Origin of the sequence: Brachybacterium tyrofermentans, assembly GCF_014897585.1 — a bacterium.
Taxonomy (GTDB): Bacteria; Actinomycetota; Actinomycetes; order Actinomycetales; family Dermabacteraceae; genus Brachybacterium; species Brachybacterium tyrofermentans.
Window position 1 is genome coordinate 42,716 of record NZ_JABUXW010000006.1, and the last position, 14,297, is coordinate 57,012.

The following is a 14,297-nucleotide window of genomic DNA, read 5'->3' on the forward strand; positions in this document are numbered from 1 at the left end:
TCTCCTCCTCCGTCCCGGCGGGTCACGCGGGGATCCGCGGGCCGGGCGGGCACAGTCTACGGTCGCGCCGGGCCGGTGGGAGCCTGGATCAGCCGACGATGGGGCGTTCGCGCGGGAGCTGGATCATGCGGGTGCGATGGCGCAGGGCGAGAGCCGCTCCGAGAGTCATCGGCCCCAGGCGCCCGCTGTACATGCACGCGGCGATCACCCATTTCCCCTCCGTGGGCAGATGCGCGGTGATCCCGGTGGACAGCCCCACGGTGCCGAAGGCGGAGAGCACCTCGAACATCAGCTGGTCCAGCGAGAAGCTGGTCATCCGCAGCAGCAGGAACACCGCCAGCAGCACCACGGTCGCACTCATGACCAGCACGCCGATGGCCTGACGGATGGTCTCGTGGGGGATCCGTCGGCCGAAGACCTCGACGTCCGGATTGCCGCGGATCTCCGCCCAGATCGAGAGCATGAGCAGGGCGAAGGTGGTCACGCGGATGCCGCCGCTGGTGGATCCCGAGCCGCCGCCGATGAACATCAGGACGTCGGTCAGCAGGCGCGTCTCGGGGGTCAGCAGCCCCACGTCGAGCGTGGCGAAGCCCCCGGATCGGGGCATGACGGCGGCGAAGCCGGCCGCCAGGAGCTTCGTGTGGACGGGCTGGCCTCCGAGCGTGGCGGCGTTCGTCCACTCCAGGACCAGGTAGCCGAACCAGGCGAGCACCAGCAGCAGACCGGTGGTGGTGAGGGTGAGCTTGGCGTGCAGGCTCCAACGGCGCGGGGTGCGCAGCTTCTTGACCACCACGAGGATCACGGGGAAGCCGAGCGAGCCGACGAACACCGCGAGGGCGATCGGGATGGAGAAGAACGGGTCGCCGAGGTACTGCTCGACCCCCTGGGCCTCGGGAACGAAACCGGCGTTGTTGAACGCGCTGATCGCGTAGAACAGGCCCAGGAAGATCGACTCGCCGATGCCGTGCTCGGTGAAGAACATGTACGGGGTCAGGGCCACGAAGGTCGCCGCCTCGAAGGCGGTGGAGGTGATGAGGATGATTCGCAGCACCCCACCCACCTCGGCGAGGCGCTCCGCCTTGGTCTCGTTGGCGGTCATCATGCGCTGGGCGAGCCCGAGCCGGTGCATCACCGACATGCTCAGCAGGGAGGCGAGCGTGAGCAGGCCCAGGCCGCCCATCTTCATCGCGATCATGAGGACGGTCAGCCCGAACGTCGACCAGTGCGTGGCGGTCTCCACCGTCACCAGTCCGGTCACACAGATCGCCGAGACCGCGGTGAACAGCGCATCGACGAGATCGGTGCGCTGGCCGGAGGTGGTGGCGGCCGGCAGCGAGAGCAGCGCCGTGAACAGGGCGATCATCAGGCTGAACACCCCGAGGGTGAGCCGGGCCGGGGTGATCTTGGTCAGCGACGCAAGATGCAGCCGCCAGCTCGGCGGTGCCGGACGGCGCTGCGAGGGCAGCGCCCGGCGCCTCTCGGCCTTCGCCTCGCGATCGATCATCTCCGGCCCTCCGTCGTGTGGCGACCAGCGGCCGCGTCCGCGGAAGTCTACGACCGTCGGGCCGTGGCACGGTTGCCAGGATCTGTCGTGCGCGGCCATCGGGGCGGAGCTCCGAGCGGTGCGACGCGGCTCTGGGTACGCTTCGACCCATGCCCGACGACTCTCCCGCCCCTGTTCCCGCCGCCGCGGTCGACGAGACCGGCGTGCCCGGTGAGTGCGGGATCGTCTGGTCCGACGACCTGTGCGAGTACGACTTCGGCCCGTACCACCCGATGTCGCCGGTGCGACTGACCCTGACCCGCGAGCTGGCCCGGGCCTCCGGGATCCTGGACCGTCCTGGAGTGCGCACCATCGCCCCGTACGTCGCCTCCGACGAGCAGCTCGGCACCGTGCACGATGAGGACTATCTCGCCGCGGTGCGCCGGGCGTCGGAACCTCTGGACGGCGGGGACGCCGAGCACCTGATCCGCTTCGGGATCGGCGGAGAGGATGTTCCCCCCTTCCCCGGCATGCACACCGCCTCCTCGCGCATCGTCGGAGGCTCCCTCGCCGCGGTCGACGCGATCCGCGCCGGCACGGTGCGGCGAGCCGTGAACATCGCTGGGGGGATGCACCACGCCCGCCCGGCCAGCGCCTCGGGGTTCTGCGTCTACAACGACGCCGCGGTCGCGATCCGTCATGCCCTTGCGCAGGGGGAGGAGCGCGTGATGTACATCGACACCGATGTGCACCACGGCGACGGCGTCGAGCTGGCGCTGTGGGACGAGCCCCGTGCGATCACCCTGTCCGTGCACGAGACCGGCGAACGGCTGTTCCCGGGCACCGGCTTCGTGCAGGACACCGGGGGAGCGGGCGCCCAGGGCTCCGCGATCAACGTGCCGCTGCCTCCGCGCACCACCGCCGACGGCTGGGTACGGGCCCTCCGCGCCGTCGTCCCCGCCCTGGTGAGGGCCGTGAAGCCGACCTTGCTGGTCACCCAGCACGGCGCCGATACGCATCGCGTGGATCCGCTCGCCGATTTCTCCGTCTCCCTCGAGACGCACCGCGAGGTGATGGTCATGCTGCGGGATCTGGCCGATGAGGTGTGCGACGGCCGCTGGCTGGCCCTCGGCGGGGGCGGCTATGCCGTGATCGACGTGGTGCCGCGCTCCTGGGCACAGCTGCTCGCCGTCGCCACCGGCGAGGCGATCGACCCGCAGACCCCGCTGCCCAAGGCCTACCGCGAGGCCGAGGCCCGCGCCCGCGCCGAGCACGGGCTCTCGCCCGAACCTGCGATCCGGACCTACGGGGACGGCCGGCCGCTCGCGGCGCGCAGCTGGGAGAACGGCTTCGATCCCGAGGACGACCTCGACCGAGCGGTCCAGGCCGCCCGCCGGGTCGCCTTCCCCGAATGGGGGCTGGACCCGTTCCTCGACTGAGGACGGGGATGCCGGTCCGCGCCCGCGCCCGGACCGGCCCTGAGACAATAGGGCCCGGGCGGCGCGAGTCCGGGCAGAACACCAGAACTTTCGGGGGAACCATGACGTCACTGTCGACAGGAGTGCTCGACACCTTCGCCGAGCATCTGCGCGCGGTGGAGCTTCCGCTCCCGGTGGACGGCGCGCAGCAGGCCCGTGACGAGGTGGGCGCGGCGCTCTCGCAGCTCGGGGACCATGTCGTCCCGCGTCTGGAGTCGCTCGACGCCCCGCTGCTCGTGGTCATCGGAGGCTCCACGGGTGCCGGGAAGTCCACCCTGGTCAACGCCCTGGTGGGCGAGATGGTGAGCCGCTCCGGCGCGATCCGGCCCACGACCCGTCGGCCCGTGCTGCTGCACCATCCTGCGGACGAGGCCTGGTTCGCCGGCAGCCGCATCCTGCCCGGGCTCGCCCGGGTCCACGTCGGCGCCGCGCGCGACGCCGAGGCACCCCACGCCGGCGACACCACGGGGGACGTCGACCCCGCGACGAGCCTCGAGCTCCACGCCGAGGAGCGCATCCCCCAGGGCCTGGCCCTGCTCGACGCCCCGGACATCGACTCGGTGGCGACGGGCAACCGGGAGCTGGCCCGGCAGCTGCTGCGCGCCGCAGATCTCTGGCTGTTCGTGACCACCGCGAACCGCTATGCGGACGCCGTGCCGTGGGACGTGCTGCGCACCGCCGCCGAGCGCGATGTCACCGTCGACGTGGTCATGAACCGCATCCCCGATCGCGAGGGCGTCTCCGAGGAGCTCGCCGAGGACCTGCGCGCCATGCTCGAGCGCAACGGCATCGAGGTCACCAGGCTGTTCCTGGTGGCCGAGACGGAGCTCGACGCCTCCGGGATGCTGCCCCCGGCCGCGATCTCCGAGCTCCAGGAGCATTTCGATCACCTCGCGGCGGACGCCGACGGCCGCAGCCGGATCGCCCGCCGCACCCTCGCCGGTGCCGTCTCCGGGCTGGCCGGCTCCACCCGCAGCATCGCCGAGCATGCGCAGAGCCAGGAGGCCGAGCGCCAGCGGCTGCGGGAGGAGGCGATCGCCGCCTTCTCCGGCTCCCGCGAACGGATCGACGACGCCCTCGGCGACGGCTCCCTGCTGCGCGGCGAGGTGCTCGCCCGCTGGCAGGACGTGGTCGGCACGGGCGAGTTCTTCCGCAGCGTCGAGGGCCTGTTCACCAGGGTCCGCGATCGGGTGGGACTCGCGATCAGCGGCAAGCCCGCCCCCTCGGTCGCCGCCGAGCAGGCCCTCGGCACCGGCCTCGTGCACGTCGTGATCGACGAGACCGCGCGCGGCGCCGAACGGGCCGAGGCCGCCTGGCGCGCCGCCCCCGCCGGGCGCGTGCTCGCCGAGGGCGAGGACCTCTCCCGGATCCCCGAGGGCTACCGCGAGGACGTCTCCGCCGCGATCCGTGCCTGGCAGGGCGATGTGCTCGACCTCGTGCGCCAGGAGGGCGCGGACCGTCGCACCAAGGCCCGCCTGCTCTCCCTCGGCGTGAACGCCGTCGGCGTGGCGCTCATGGTCGTCGTCTTCGCCTCCACCGCCTTCGTCCCCACCGGCCTCGAGGTCGGAGCGGGCGCGGCGACCGCGGTCGTCGGCCAGAAGCTGCTGGAGACCATCTTCGGGGACGAGGCGGTGCGCCGGATGGCGCGGGTGGCCCGTGAGCGCCTCACCGAACGCCTCGACGCCCTGGTCTCGGAACGCTCCAGGCCCTTCCTGGACCGGCTCGACGCCCTCGGGGGGACCACGAACTCGCAGGACCTCGTCGCCGATGCCGACGCCCTGGACCAGCTCGCCCGAGAGATCCGGGAGGACTCATGAGCCCGCTGCTGACCCGTTCGAAGCGCTCCGGCGCCGGCACGGCCCCGCTGGCCGAGCGGATCGAGGCGCTGGATCGCGCGGCAGACGGCCTGGACGGCGTCGCCCCGAGCCATGACGTGGACGAGGTCCGCGACCTGCTCTCGCGGATCGACCGGCGCCGTGCGCTCTCCGCCGAGCACACGGTGATCGGCCTGTTCGGAGCCACCGGCTCGGGGAAGTCCTCCTTGGTCAACGCCCTGGTCGGGGTCGATATCACCCAGGCCGCGGTGCGACGGCCCACCACGTCGAGACCGGTCGCCGCCGTGCTCGGGGCGACCGGCAGCGACGCCCTGCTGGACTGGCTGGAGGTGGAGGACCGCCACGCCCTCGAGGGCACCGGGGCAGCCCTCGAGACCGCGGCCGTCCCGACGGCGAGCGGCCGCCGCGCCCGGCGCTCGGAGCCGGCGGCCCCGCCCGGCATCGTGCTGCTGGACCTGCCGGACCTCGACTCCGTCGAGAGCGCGAACCGTGAGATCGCCGAACGCATGACCGGCATGGTCGACGTGATCGTGTGGGTCACCGACCCGCAGAAGTACGCCGATGCGGTGCTCCACCAGGAGTTCGTGCAGCCCTTCGCCGGCCATGACGCCGTCACCCTGCTGGTGCTCAACCAGATCGATCGGATCCGGGAGGACGAGCGCGCGGGGGTGCTCGAGTCCCTGGAGTCCATCGCGCGGGCCGACGGACTCGACCAGGCGCCGGTCTTCGCGACCTCCGCGACCACCGGCGAAGGGGTCGAGGAGCTGCGCTGGCACCTCATCTCCCTCGCCCACACCCGGGAGGCGGCCGCCGATCGCCAGCGCGCCGATGTGCGCGGCGGGGCGGAGCTGCTGCAGCAGGCCGCGGACCCGTCAGGGCTCCCCGCCGCAGCGGAGGACGGCGAGATCGACGCCCTGGTCGAGGACCTCGCGGCGGCCGCCCGGGTGGAACCTGTCGCCCAGGCCGTGGGCGCCTCCTACCGCCACCGGGCCGCCGGTCGGGTGGGCTGGCCTCCGCTGCGCTGGCTGCGGACGGTGCGCCCCGACCCGCTGCGACGTCTGGGCATCGGTCAGGAGCGAGACGGGGCGCAGGTGGAGCGCACCTCCCTGCCGGAGCCGGACGCCGCCGCCCGGGCTCGCGCCTCCGGCGGGGTCCGGCACTTCGCCGACGCCGCCTCGGAGGGCGGTGGGGATGCCTGGCGGTCCGCGGTGCGCGACGCCGCACGGTCCCGGGAGGACGATCTCCCCGACGCCCTCGACCAGGCGGTCGCCGGCGCCGATCTGCGGGCCCGGAGCACCTCCTGGTGGTGGCCGGTGCTCGACGTGCTCCAGTGGCTGGCGATGCTCGTCTGGGTGGTGGGGCTGGGGTGGCTGGCTCTGAACGTCGTCCTGGTGTTCTTCCAGATCCCGCCGCCGCCGATGCCGATGATCCAGGAGCTGTGGATCCCCATCCCGTTGCCCACGGCGCTGCTCGTGCTCGGGATCGCCGTGGGGATCCTCCTCGGGCTCCTGGGCGGGGCCCTCGCCGCGGTCACCGCGTCCTGGTACCGGCGCCGGGCACGAGGAGTGCTGCTGGGCCGGGTGCGGGAGGTCGCGCTGACCCATGTGGTCGCCGAGGTGGAGGAGACGCTCTCGCGCGCGGACTCCGTTGCGAGGGATATCGCATTCGCTCGCGGATGAGGATCCAGAAGTCCCGTGTAGAATGATTGGTAGACCGTGGCGTCGGGCCCGCGCAGTATCGCTGGACTGCTCCAGAGCAGTCCTCGCGGGCCGCGCACTCCTGATCAGCTGGACCATCCCGCAGGCGTTGGCCTGCAGAACAAGAGGCAACCTATGGGTTCTGTCGTCAAGAAGCGACGCAAGCGCATGTCCAAGAAGAAGCACCGCAAGCAGCTTCGCAAGACCCGCCACCAGCGCCGCAACAAGAAGTGAGCACTGTGTGATGCGCAACGGCCCCCACCGCGAGGTGGGGGCCGTTGCACGTTCGGGGCGGAGTCGCCGGCTGACGGGCGGGCTTGCCGCCTGGAGGAAGGGCTCGCCGCCTGACGGACGGGCTCGTCGGCTGACGGACCGGCTCGTCGGCTGACGGACGGGCTCGCTGGCCGACGGGCGGGCTCGCCGGCCGACGGGCGGCTCGAGCGCGGCTCGTCAGGCGCGGCCGGTGAGGCGGCGCCACCAGGGACGCTTCGTCAGAGCGGCCCGCAGCAGCTCGGCATCCACGCGATACTTGGTGTGGACGGCGCCGTCGACGATCACCACGGGGACGTCGTAGTCCCAGTCCTCGCGCAGCGCCTCGTCCTCGTCGATGTCCCGCACCTCGACCGTGGAGCCGACGCGATCAGCCTCGGCCCGGACCACCGGCAGGGCGTCGTCGCACAGATGACAGCCCTCTCGGGTCAGGTACAGGATCCGGGCATCCGGGTCCGTGGGGGTGGGGATGCGCTGGCTGGTCATGGAAGGAACCTTAGCGGGACGGCAGTCCCCGGCAGGGGCCGGGGAGATCAGGAAGTGGGGCATCGTGCACGCAGCACGGACGCAGACACAGATGCAGATGCCGGCGCAGGCACAGGGGCTGGAACGACGACGAGCCGTCCGCGTTCGGCGGACGGCTCGTCGGGTCCCCGGGGCGCGGTGTGAGCGCCCGGGGGGATCGTGCGGGAGATCAGGCGGCGGTGGGCGCCGTGAACTCCGCCTCGATGGAGATCTTGACGTCGTCGGCGACCAGCACGCCGCCGGCCTCGAGAGCCGCGTTCCAGGTCAGGCCGAAGTCCTTGCGGGAGATCTTGGTCTCGCCCGTGAAGCCCGCGCGGTAGATGCCGAAGGGGTCGGTCGCGGAACCCTCGTAGGCGAAGTCGAGCTCGACCTGCTTCGTGGTGTCACGGATGGTCAGATCGCCCACGAGCTTGTCGCCCTTGACCTCGGTGGAGACGAAGGTGATCTCCGGGAAGGTCTCCGCGTCGAAGAAGTCGCCGCTGCGGAGGTGGTTGTCACGGTCGGCGTTGGAGGTGTTGACCGAGGCGGTCTTCAGCGAGGTGCGGAAGGAGAGGTTCTGGCCGCCCTCTCCGACCTCGAGGACGCCGTCGACGTCGGTGAACTGGCCGCGGGCCTTGGAGATGCCGGCGTGACGCACGGTGAAGCTCGCGGAGGTGTGGCTGGCGTCGAGGGTCCAGGTGCCGGGGGTGAGGTCGTTCATGTGATGTCTCCTTGAGGTCGACTGGTGCGACTGTGATCGACGGTCGATCACCACGCTGTTGCTTGAAACATAAACTATACTCGAGAGCGATGCAAGGGACTTCCGCTCAGGACCAAGGAGACAGTGATGCAGGACATACAGTCAAGTGATGACGGTGAGGGCGACGCGACCACGGAGAACCCCGTGTCGACGCCCGAGGGGCTCTGGCTGAGCCAGCCGGAGCAGAAGGCGTGGCGCAGCTTCCTCTACGCGAGCACGCTGCTGAACGACCGGCTCTCCGACGCGCTGCAGGCGGATGCGGAGATCGACCTGACGCTGGGGGAGTACGAGATCCTCGTGCGCCTGTCCGAGGCATCGGACCAGTTCCTGCGCATGTCGGAGCTCGCGGATCGGGTGGTCCACTCCCGGTCGCGCCTGACGCACACCATCTCCCGGATGGAGAAGCGCGGGATCGTGGAGCGGGTGCGCTGCTCGAGCGACGGACGCGGACGGCAGGCGCAGCTGACCGCCGCCGGCCGGGAGCTCCTGGAGCGGGCTGCCCCCACGCATGTGCGCTCGGTGAGGGAGCTGCTGCTGGATGTCGTCGGCCATGACGACTTCCTCGAGCTGGGTCGGATCCTGGGCCGCGCGGTGCCCGAGGACGCTCCGATCGGCCTGGGGAGTCCGGCACCTCACGTCGAGGCCGATCCTCAGAGCTGATCCGGAGGTTGGGTTGGTACCGTGTGGCGGCTGACCCCATCGGCTGCAGAACCCCTCGGCGCCGCCGAGCCTGCTGATCTCCTGAGGGAGGACCGCGCACTCGTGAGCACCACCACCGTCCACCTCGTCCGCCACGGCGAGGTGCACAACCCCGATCGCATCCTGTACGGCCGCATGCCCGGTTACCGGCTGAGCGATCGTGGAGTGCAGATGGCCGGCCGGGTCGCCGACCACCTGGCGGACTCCGACATCGCCCTGGTGCGCTCCTCGCCCCTCCTGCGCGCGCAGCAGACCGCGGCGCCCATCGCCGCCGCCCACGGCCTCGAGGTCACCTCGGACCCGCGGATCATCGAGTCCGGGAACCACTTCGAGGGCCACCGGATGGGGCACGGCGAGGCGAAGCTCAGCGATCCGCGCAACTGGCGCTGGTTCCGCAATCCGCTGCGCCCCTCGTGGGGGGAGCCCTACCGCGAGCAGGTGGCCCGCGTGATCGCCGCCGTGCACGATGCGCGCGCCGCGGCCGAGGGCCACGAGGCCGTGCTGGTGCTCCACCAGCTGCCGATCTGGGTGACCCGCCGCAGCGCCGAGGGCAAGCCCCTGTTCCATGACCCCCGTCGCCGGCAGTGCGGGCTGTGCTCGGTGACCAGCCTGCGTTTCGTCGGCCCCCACCTGGCTGACGTCGGCTACGCCGAACCGGCGGCCGAGCTCTACGCCGGGGCGGTCGATGCCACCGGAGGCAGGCTGACGTGAACGCGAGGAACACCCCGGCGCGGCTCTCCCGCCGTCGCCTGCTCGGCCTGGGCGGAACACTGCCGGCAGCGCTTCTCCTGGCCGCCTGCGGCTCCGACACCAGCTCCCGCTACGACTCCGGATACGTCTCCGGCGACGGCGTGACCACCGAGATCCCGGCCGCGGAGCGCACCGACCCGCTCGAGATCGCCGGCACCACCTTCGAGGACGAGGACTTCTCCTCCGTGGACCTGCGCGGCGAGCTGCTCGTGGTCAACGTCTGGTACGCCTCCTGCCCGCCGTGCCGGAAGGAGGCCCCGGACCTGCAGGCCATCCATGAGGACTACGCTGATCAGGGCGTCTCGTTCGTCGGCGTCAACGTGCGCGACTCCGCAGGCCCCGCGAAGGCCTTCGAGGAGAACTACGGGATCACCTACCCCTCGCTGCCGGACCCCGATGCGCAGATCATGTACGCGCTGCGCGGGCAGGTCTCCCCGAACGCCGTGCCCTCCACCCTCGTGCTGGACCGCGAGGGCCGTGTCGCCGCCCGCATCTCCGGTGGCGCCGACCCGTCGACCCTGCGCGCCATGATCGACACGGTGCTGGCCGAATGATCACTGCCGACATGATCACTGCCGAGACGATCACCGCCGATATGGGCGCCGCGTTCCAGGCGACAGCGCTGTCCGGATCCCTCCTGCTCGCCGTCGCGGTCGCCGCGGCGGCGGGCCTCGTGGCCTTCCTGTCGCCGTGCGTGCTGCCGGTGGTCCCCGGCTACCTCGGATACGTCTCCGGGCTGGCCGGCCAGAGCGCCGTGACCTCCGGCGTCGGAGCCACGGCGGGCCGGCGGCCCAGTGCCAAGCGGCCCGGAATGGGCCGGATGCTCGCCGGGAGCCTGCTCTTCGTGGCCGGCTTCGCCGTGGTGTTCATGGTGCTCGGCGGCTTCGCCGGAGCCCTGGGCTTCCTCCTGCAGGAGTACGCCGTCTGGATCAACCGGGTGGCCGGCGCGATCGTGCTGCTGATGGGCCTGGTCTTCATGGGCGTCTTCCCGGGCCTGGGATCCAATCGGCCCGTGACCAGCAAGCGCCCCGACGCCGGACTGCTCGGCGCGCCGCTGATGGGCCTGATCTTCGGGCTCAGCTGGACGCCCTGCATCGGCCCCACCTACGCCGCGATCGTGGCCCTGTCGCTCGATGGCGGCGGCTCCGGCGCCGCGCTGCGCGGCGGTATCCTGGCCCTCGCGTACTCGCTCGGCCTGGGCATCCCGTTCGTGCTGTTCGCCCTCCTCTTCGACCGTGCCCTGGGGTTGTCCAAGAAGCTCTCGGCCCACCGCCGCACGATCGGGCTGCTCTCGGGCGCCCTGCTCATCGCGATCGGTGTGCTGCTCATGACCGGCGTCTGGTCGACCTGGATGAGCCAGCTGCAGGGCCTCATCGCGACCTACGAGACGGTCGTGTGATGGCCCCCGACGACGCAGACCGCACGCACCCCTCCGATGGGACGGACGAGACTCTGAGCAGGACACCGAACCCCGACAGCGCGCCGCACTCCGCGAGCGTCGACACCTGGAGCAGCAAGCGCGACAAGGACGGTCCCCGGCGCCCACCGCGGGGGGTGAACGCCCCGGCGCTCGGACTGCGCGGAACGCTCCTGTTCCTGTGGCGCCAGCTGACCAGCATGCAGACCGCACTGATCCTGCTGATGCTGCTCGCGATCGCCGCCGTGCCCGGCTCGCTGTACCCGCAGCGCAGCGTGAACCCCGCGCTGACCGACCAGTTCCTCGAGGAGAACGGCCGCTGGGGGAAGCTCCTGGACACGCTGGGTTTCTTCGAGGTCTTCTCCTCGCCGTGGTTCTCGGCCATCTACCTGCTGCTGTTCATCTCCCTGATCGGCTGCATCATCCCGCGGGTGGGCGTGCACCTGCGTCAGGTGCGCGCGAAGCCCCCGCGCACCCCGTCGCGCCTGACCCGCTTCACCGGCTACACCCGCGTCGAGCTCCCGGGAGCCGACGCCGACGCCCTGCTGGAGACCGCGCGCCGGTCGCTGCGGCGCTCGCGCTATCGCACCGATGTCCGCGAGGAGACGGGATCACGATCCGTCAGCGCCGAGCGCGGGCTGCTGCGCGAGAGCGGTAACCTCCTGTTCCACATCGCTCTGGTGGGGGTGCTGATCTGCGTCGCCGGCGGGCAGCTGACGAGCTATCGCGGCCAGATCACCGTGATCGAGGGTCAGGGCTTCACCAACTCGCTGACCCAGTACGACTCCTTCGAGTCCGGGGCCTGGTTCGACACCTCCGAGCTCTCCCCCTTCCAGTTCACGCTGGACGAGTTCCGGGCGGAGTACGTGCTCGAGGGCGCCGACGAGAGCCGGGTGGGCCAGCCCCTGTCCTTCGAGGCCGACATCGACGTGACGACGCCGGGCGAGAAACAGGAGCAGCGCACGCTGCAGGTCAACAAGCCCCTGCACGTCGACGGCACCTCCATGTACCTGCTCGGCAACGGCTACGCGCCCGACGTCACCGTGACGGACCCGGAGGGCAACGTCGTGGCCCAGGGCCCGGTCATCACCGTGCCGATGGGCGACGTCGGATACACCTCCCAGCTCGTGATCAAGGCGCCCGACGCCCGACCCGACCAGCTCGCCGTCGTCGGCTTCTTCCTGCCCACCGGCGTCATCGACGAGGAGGGCCCGCACTCGATCTACCCCGATCTCGCGGATCCCCAGCTCGCGCTCACCGTTCACAAGGGCGATCTCGGCCTCGACTCCGGCATCCCGCAGAACGCCTACGAGGTCGACGTCTCCACGCTGACGCCGGTCACCGGGGACGACGGCACGCCCGTGCTGATCAGCCTCGCCCCCGGTCAGATCTTCGAGCTCCCGGACGGCACCACGATCAGCTTCGACGGCGTCAAGCGCTACGCCGCGTTCGATGTCGCCCATGACCCCTTCGAGCGCTGGGTGCTCGTGAGCGCCCTGACCGCTGTGGGCGGCTTGATCCTGTCGCTGTTCGTGCCCCGCCGGCGCCTGTGGGTGCGGGTCGGGGACCGGTCCGGGCCCGACGGCACCGTCGTGCTCGAGGTCGCCGGTCTCTCCCGGAGCGACGACCCGGCGCTGCCCGATGACGTGCGGGCACTCGCCACGAAGCTCTCCGAGGCGCAGGATGGGACGGGCGGGCCCGCCGGACCATCGCCCGCGGACCCTGTTCAGATCGACGACACCACCGATGACCACCACGAAGGAAGTGCACAGTGATTGACCAGCAGCTGGCGGAGATCTCGAATCTCGCCATCGTGGTAACGATCGTGCTGTACGTGCTCGCGCTGATCGGCTTCTCGGCCGATCTCGCCTCCACCTCGCAGAAGCGCAGCGACGAACGACTGGCCGCCCGCGAGGCGCACGAGGCAGCCCGCGCGAAGCAGTCCGTGACGGCCGGCGCGGCCGGTGCGACCGGTACGGCCGGGCCCGCAGGCACCGACTCCCCGGCCGCGGCCGCGGGAGCGGCCCCGGCGGGTGCGGGTGAGGACGCCGGAGCGACCGGCGCACGGTCATCTGCCGCGAGCTCGAGCTCGATGACGGCGCAGACCTTCGCCTTCATCCTCGCCGTCGCGGCCACGGTCCTGCACATCTTCGGCGTGGCCACGCGCGCGGCGGCCACCCAGCGGGTGCCCTGGACGAACATGTACGAGTTCGCGACGACGAGCACCGCCGTGGTGATGGTGGCCTTCCTGATCTTCTCGATCAAGCGCGCCGAGCTGCGGATCCTGGGCACCTTCGTGATCGGGCCGGTGCTGCTGGTGCTGCTGCTGGCCCAGACGCTGTGGATCGTGCCGGCCGCGGAGCTGACCCCGAGCCTGCAGAACTCCCACTGGCTCTACATCCACATCTCCGTCGCGATCATGTCCACGGCCCTGTCGATCCTCGGCGCCGTCGTCGCCTCCCTGCAGCTGCTGCAGGCCCGCCACGAGCGCGCACTGGTCGAGCGGGTGTCCGATGACGACCAGTTCCCCGAGCACTGGGGTCGTTTCGGCCACGTGCTGGACCGGCTGCCCAGCTCCACGGTGCTGGAGGCGCTGAGCTTCCGGATCCACTCGGTGGCCTTCGTGGGCTGGACCTTCACCCTGATCTTCGGGGCGATCTGGGGCCGCGATGCCTGGGGCCGCTACTGGGGCTGGGACCCCAAGGAGGTCTGGACCTTCATCATCTGGGTGGTCTACGCGGCCTACCTGCACGCACGCGCCACCGGGGGCTTCCGCGGCAGCCGTGCGGCCGGCCTCGCCCTCGTGGGCTTCCTGGCCGTGGTCTTCAACTACACGATCGTCAACACGATCATCAACGGCCTGCACTCGTACTCGGGTCTCTGAGCAGCGCAGGCAGCACCCACCAACAGCACGCGGCCCCGTGTGGACTCAAGTCCATACGGGGCCGCGTGCGTCGTACAGGATCTGGCGTGCGAGCTCAGCTGCGAGGCGTGTCCGGGTCGGCCGGGCCCTCGCCCGAGCCGTTCTGGCCGCGCTCCCGGCGCTCCCGGCGGATGTCCTCGTCGAGCTTGCGCAGGAAGTCGGGGTCCTCGTCCGGGGCGGACGGCCCGCGCCGCTGCGGGCGCTTCGGGGCCGGGCCGGTGCGGTCCTTGCCGACGACCAGCCAGGTGATCGGTCCCACCCAGGGCAGCAGCACGATCAGCACGATCCACGCCCATTTGGGGATCCCTCGGATCTTGTCGTCCTCCGTCTGCACGCAATCGGCGAGCGCGAAGACGGTGAGGGCGATGGAGAGGACTGCGACAAGACCGCGGAGCATGCTCGGAGTGTAGTGACCCCACCTGAACCCCAGCGGCAGAGGGGGCGAGCAGAGGGGTGAGCACAGCGTGCGGGCGGCGCCTCG

At 71.3% G+C, this 14,297-nt stretch carries 14 protein-coding genes; 10 read left to right on the forward strand and 4 right to left on the reverse strand.

Going from position 1 to position 14,297, the window contains the following annotated elements; translation table 11 throughout:
* Positions 1–88 precede the first annotated feature (88 nt).
* Positions 89–1,504, reverse strand: coding sequence for a TrkH family potassium uptake protein (locus INT49_RS05630; protein WP_193116742.1), 1,416 nt, complete (start codon positions 1,502–1,504; stop codon positions 89–91).
* A 149-nt stretch (positions 1,505–1,653) separates the two neighbouring features.
* Between INT49_RS05630 and INT49_RS05635 the strand changes: the two genes are divergently transcribed.
* The 4 genes from INT49_RS05635 (at position 1,654) to INT49_RS05650 (ending at position 6,727) form a co-directional block, all read left to right on the forward strand.
* On the forward strand, positions 1,654–2,922 hold the full coding sequence (locus INT49_RS05635) for an acetoin utilization protein AcuC (RefSeq protein ID WP_193116743.1): 1,269 nt from the start codon (positions 1,654–1,656) through the stop codon (positions 2,920–2,922).
* A 101-nt stretch (positions 2,923–3,023) separates the two neighbouring features.
* Positions 3,024–4,778 carry a dynamin family protein gene (locus INT49_RS05640; RefSeq protein WP_193116744.1) on the forward strand — a complete coding sequence of 585 codons (1,755 nt, stop codon included), beginning with the start codon at positions 3,024–3,026 and terminating at the stop codon, positions 4,776–4,778.
* Complete coding sequence (locus INT49_RS05645) at positions 4,775–6,475, forward strand: GTPase family protein (protein WP_193116745.1); 1,701 nt, start codon at positions 4,775–4,777, stop codon at positions 6,473–6,475. The genes INT49_RS05640 and INT49_RS05645 overlap by 4 nt, the downstream gene beginning before the upstream one ends.
* A gap of 153 nt (positions 6,476–6,628) precedes the next feature.
* The gene (locus INT49_RS05650; protein ID WP_074712200.1) at positions 6,629–6,727 is read left to right on the forward strand and encodes a 30S ribosomal protein bS22; all 99 of its coding nucleotides are present in this window, start codon (positions 6,629–6,631) and stop codon (positions 6,725–6,727) included.
* A 216-nt stretch (positions 6,728–6,943) separates the two neighbouring features.
* On the opposite strand, the gene INT49_RS05655 is transcribed toward INT49_RS05650, so the two are convergent.
* Together INT49_RS05655 and INT49_RS05660 are read right to left on the reverse strand one after the other, a co-directional pair.
* Complete coding sequence (locus INT49_RS05655; protein ID WP_193116746.1) at positions 6,944–7,249, reverse strand: glutaredoxin family protein; 306 nt, start codon at positions 7,247–7,249, stop codon at positions 6,944–6,946.
* A 208-nt stretch (positions 7,250–7,457) separates the two neighbouring features.
* Positions 7,458–7,988, reverse strand: a complete 531-nt coding sequence (locus INT49_RS05660) for a YceI family protein (protein ID WP_193116747.1) — start codon at positions 7,986–7,988, stop codon at positions 7,458–7,460.
* 126 nt (positions 7,989–8,114) lie between these two features.
* Here INT49_RS05660 and INT49_RS05665 point away from each other — a divergent pair, with 126 nt between their 5' ends.
* The 6 genes from INT49_RS05665 (at position 8,115) to ccsB (ending at position 13,777) form a co-directional block, all read left to right on the forward strand.
* Complete coding sequence (locus tag INT49_RS05665; protein ID WP_193116748.1) at positions 8,115–8,687, forward strand: MarR family winged helix-turn-helix transcriptional regulator; 573 nt, start codon at positions 8,115–8,117, stop codon at positions 8,685–8,687.
* A gap of 102 nt (positions 8,688–8,789) precedes the next feature.
* Positions 8,790–9,437 (forward strand): histidine phosphatase family protein, encoded by a 648-nt coding sequence (locus tag INT49_RS05670; protein ID WP_193116749.1) that lies wholly within the window; start codon positions 8,790–8,792, stop codon positions 9,435–9,437.
* Positions 9,434–10,030: a TlpA family protein disulfide reductase gene (locus tag INT49_RS05675; RefSeq protein ID WP_193116750.1), complete on the forward strand. Its 597-nt coding sequence runs from the start codon at positions 9,434–9,436 to the stop codon at positions 10,028–10,030. The genes INT49_RS05670 and INT49_RS05675 overlap by 4 nt, the downstream gene beginning before the upstream one ends.
* Positions 10,031–10,071: 41 nt before the next feature.
* Complete coding sequence (locus tag INT49_RS05680) at positions 10,072–10,875, forward strand: cytochrome c biogenesis CcdA family protein (protein ID WP_193116861.1); 804 nt, start codon at positions 10,072–10,074, stop codon at positions 10,873–10,875.
* A complete protein-coding gene (resB, locus tag INT49_RS05685; RefSeq protein ID WP_193116751.1) occupies positions 10,875–12,668 on the forward strand; it encodes a cytochrome c biogenesis protein ResB in 1,794 nt (597 codons plus the stop codon). Before INT49_RS05680 ends, resB begins: the two co-directional genes overlap by 1 nt.
* On the forward strand, positions 12,665–13,777 hold the full coding sequence (ccsB, locus tag INT49_RS05690) for a c-type cytochrome biogenesis protein CcsB (protein WP_193116752.1): 1,113 nt from the start codon (positions 12,665–12,667) through the stop codon (positions 13,775–13,777). Before resB ends, ccsB begins: the two co-directional genes overlap by 4 nt.
* 94 nt (positions 13,778–13,871) lie before the next feature.
* Here the strand turns inward: ccsB and INT49_RS05695 are convergent, their stop codons facing one another.
* Complete coding sequence (locus tag INT49_RS05695; RefSeq protein ID WP_193116753.1) at positions 13,872–14,213, reverse strand: PLD nuclease N-terminal domain-containing protein; 342 nt, start codon at positions 14,211–14,213, stop codon at positions 13,872–13,874.
* Positions 14,214–14,297 lie beyond the last annotated feature (84 nt).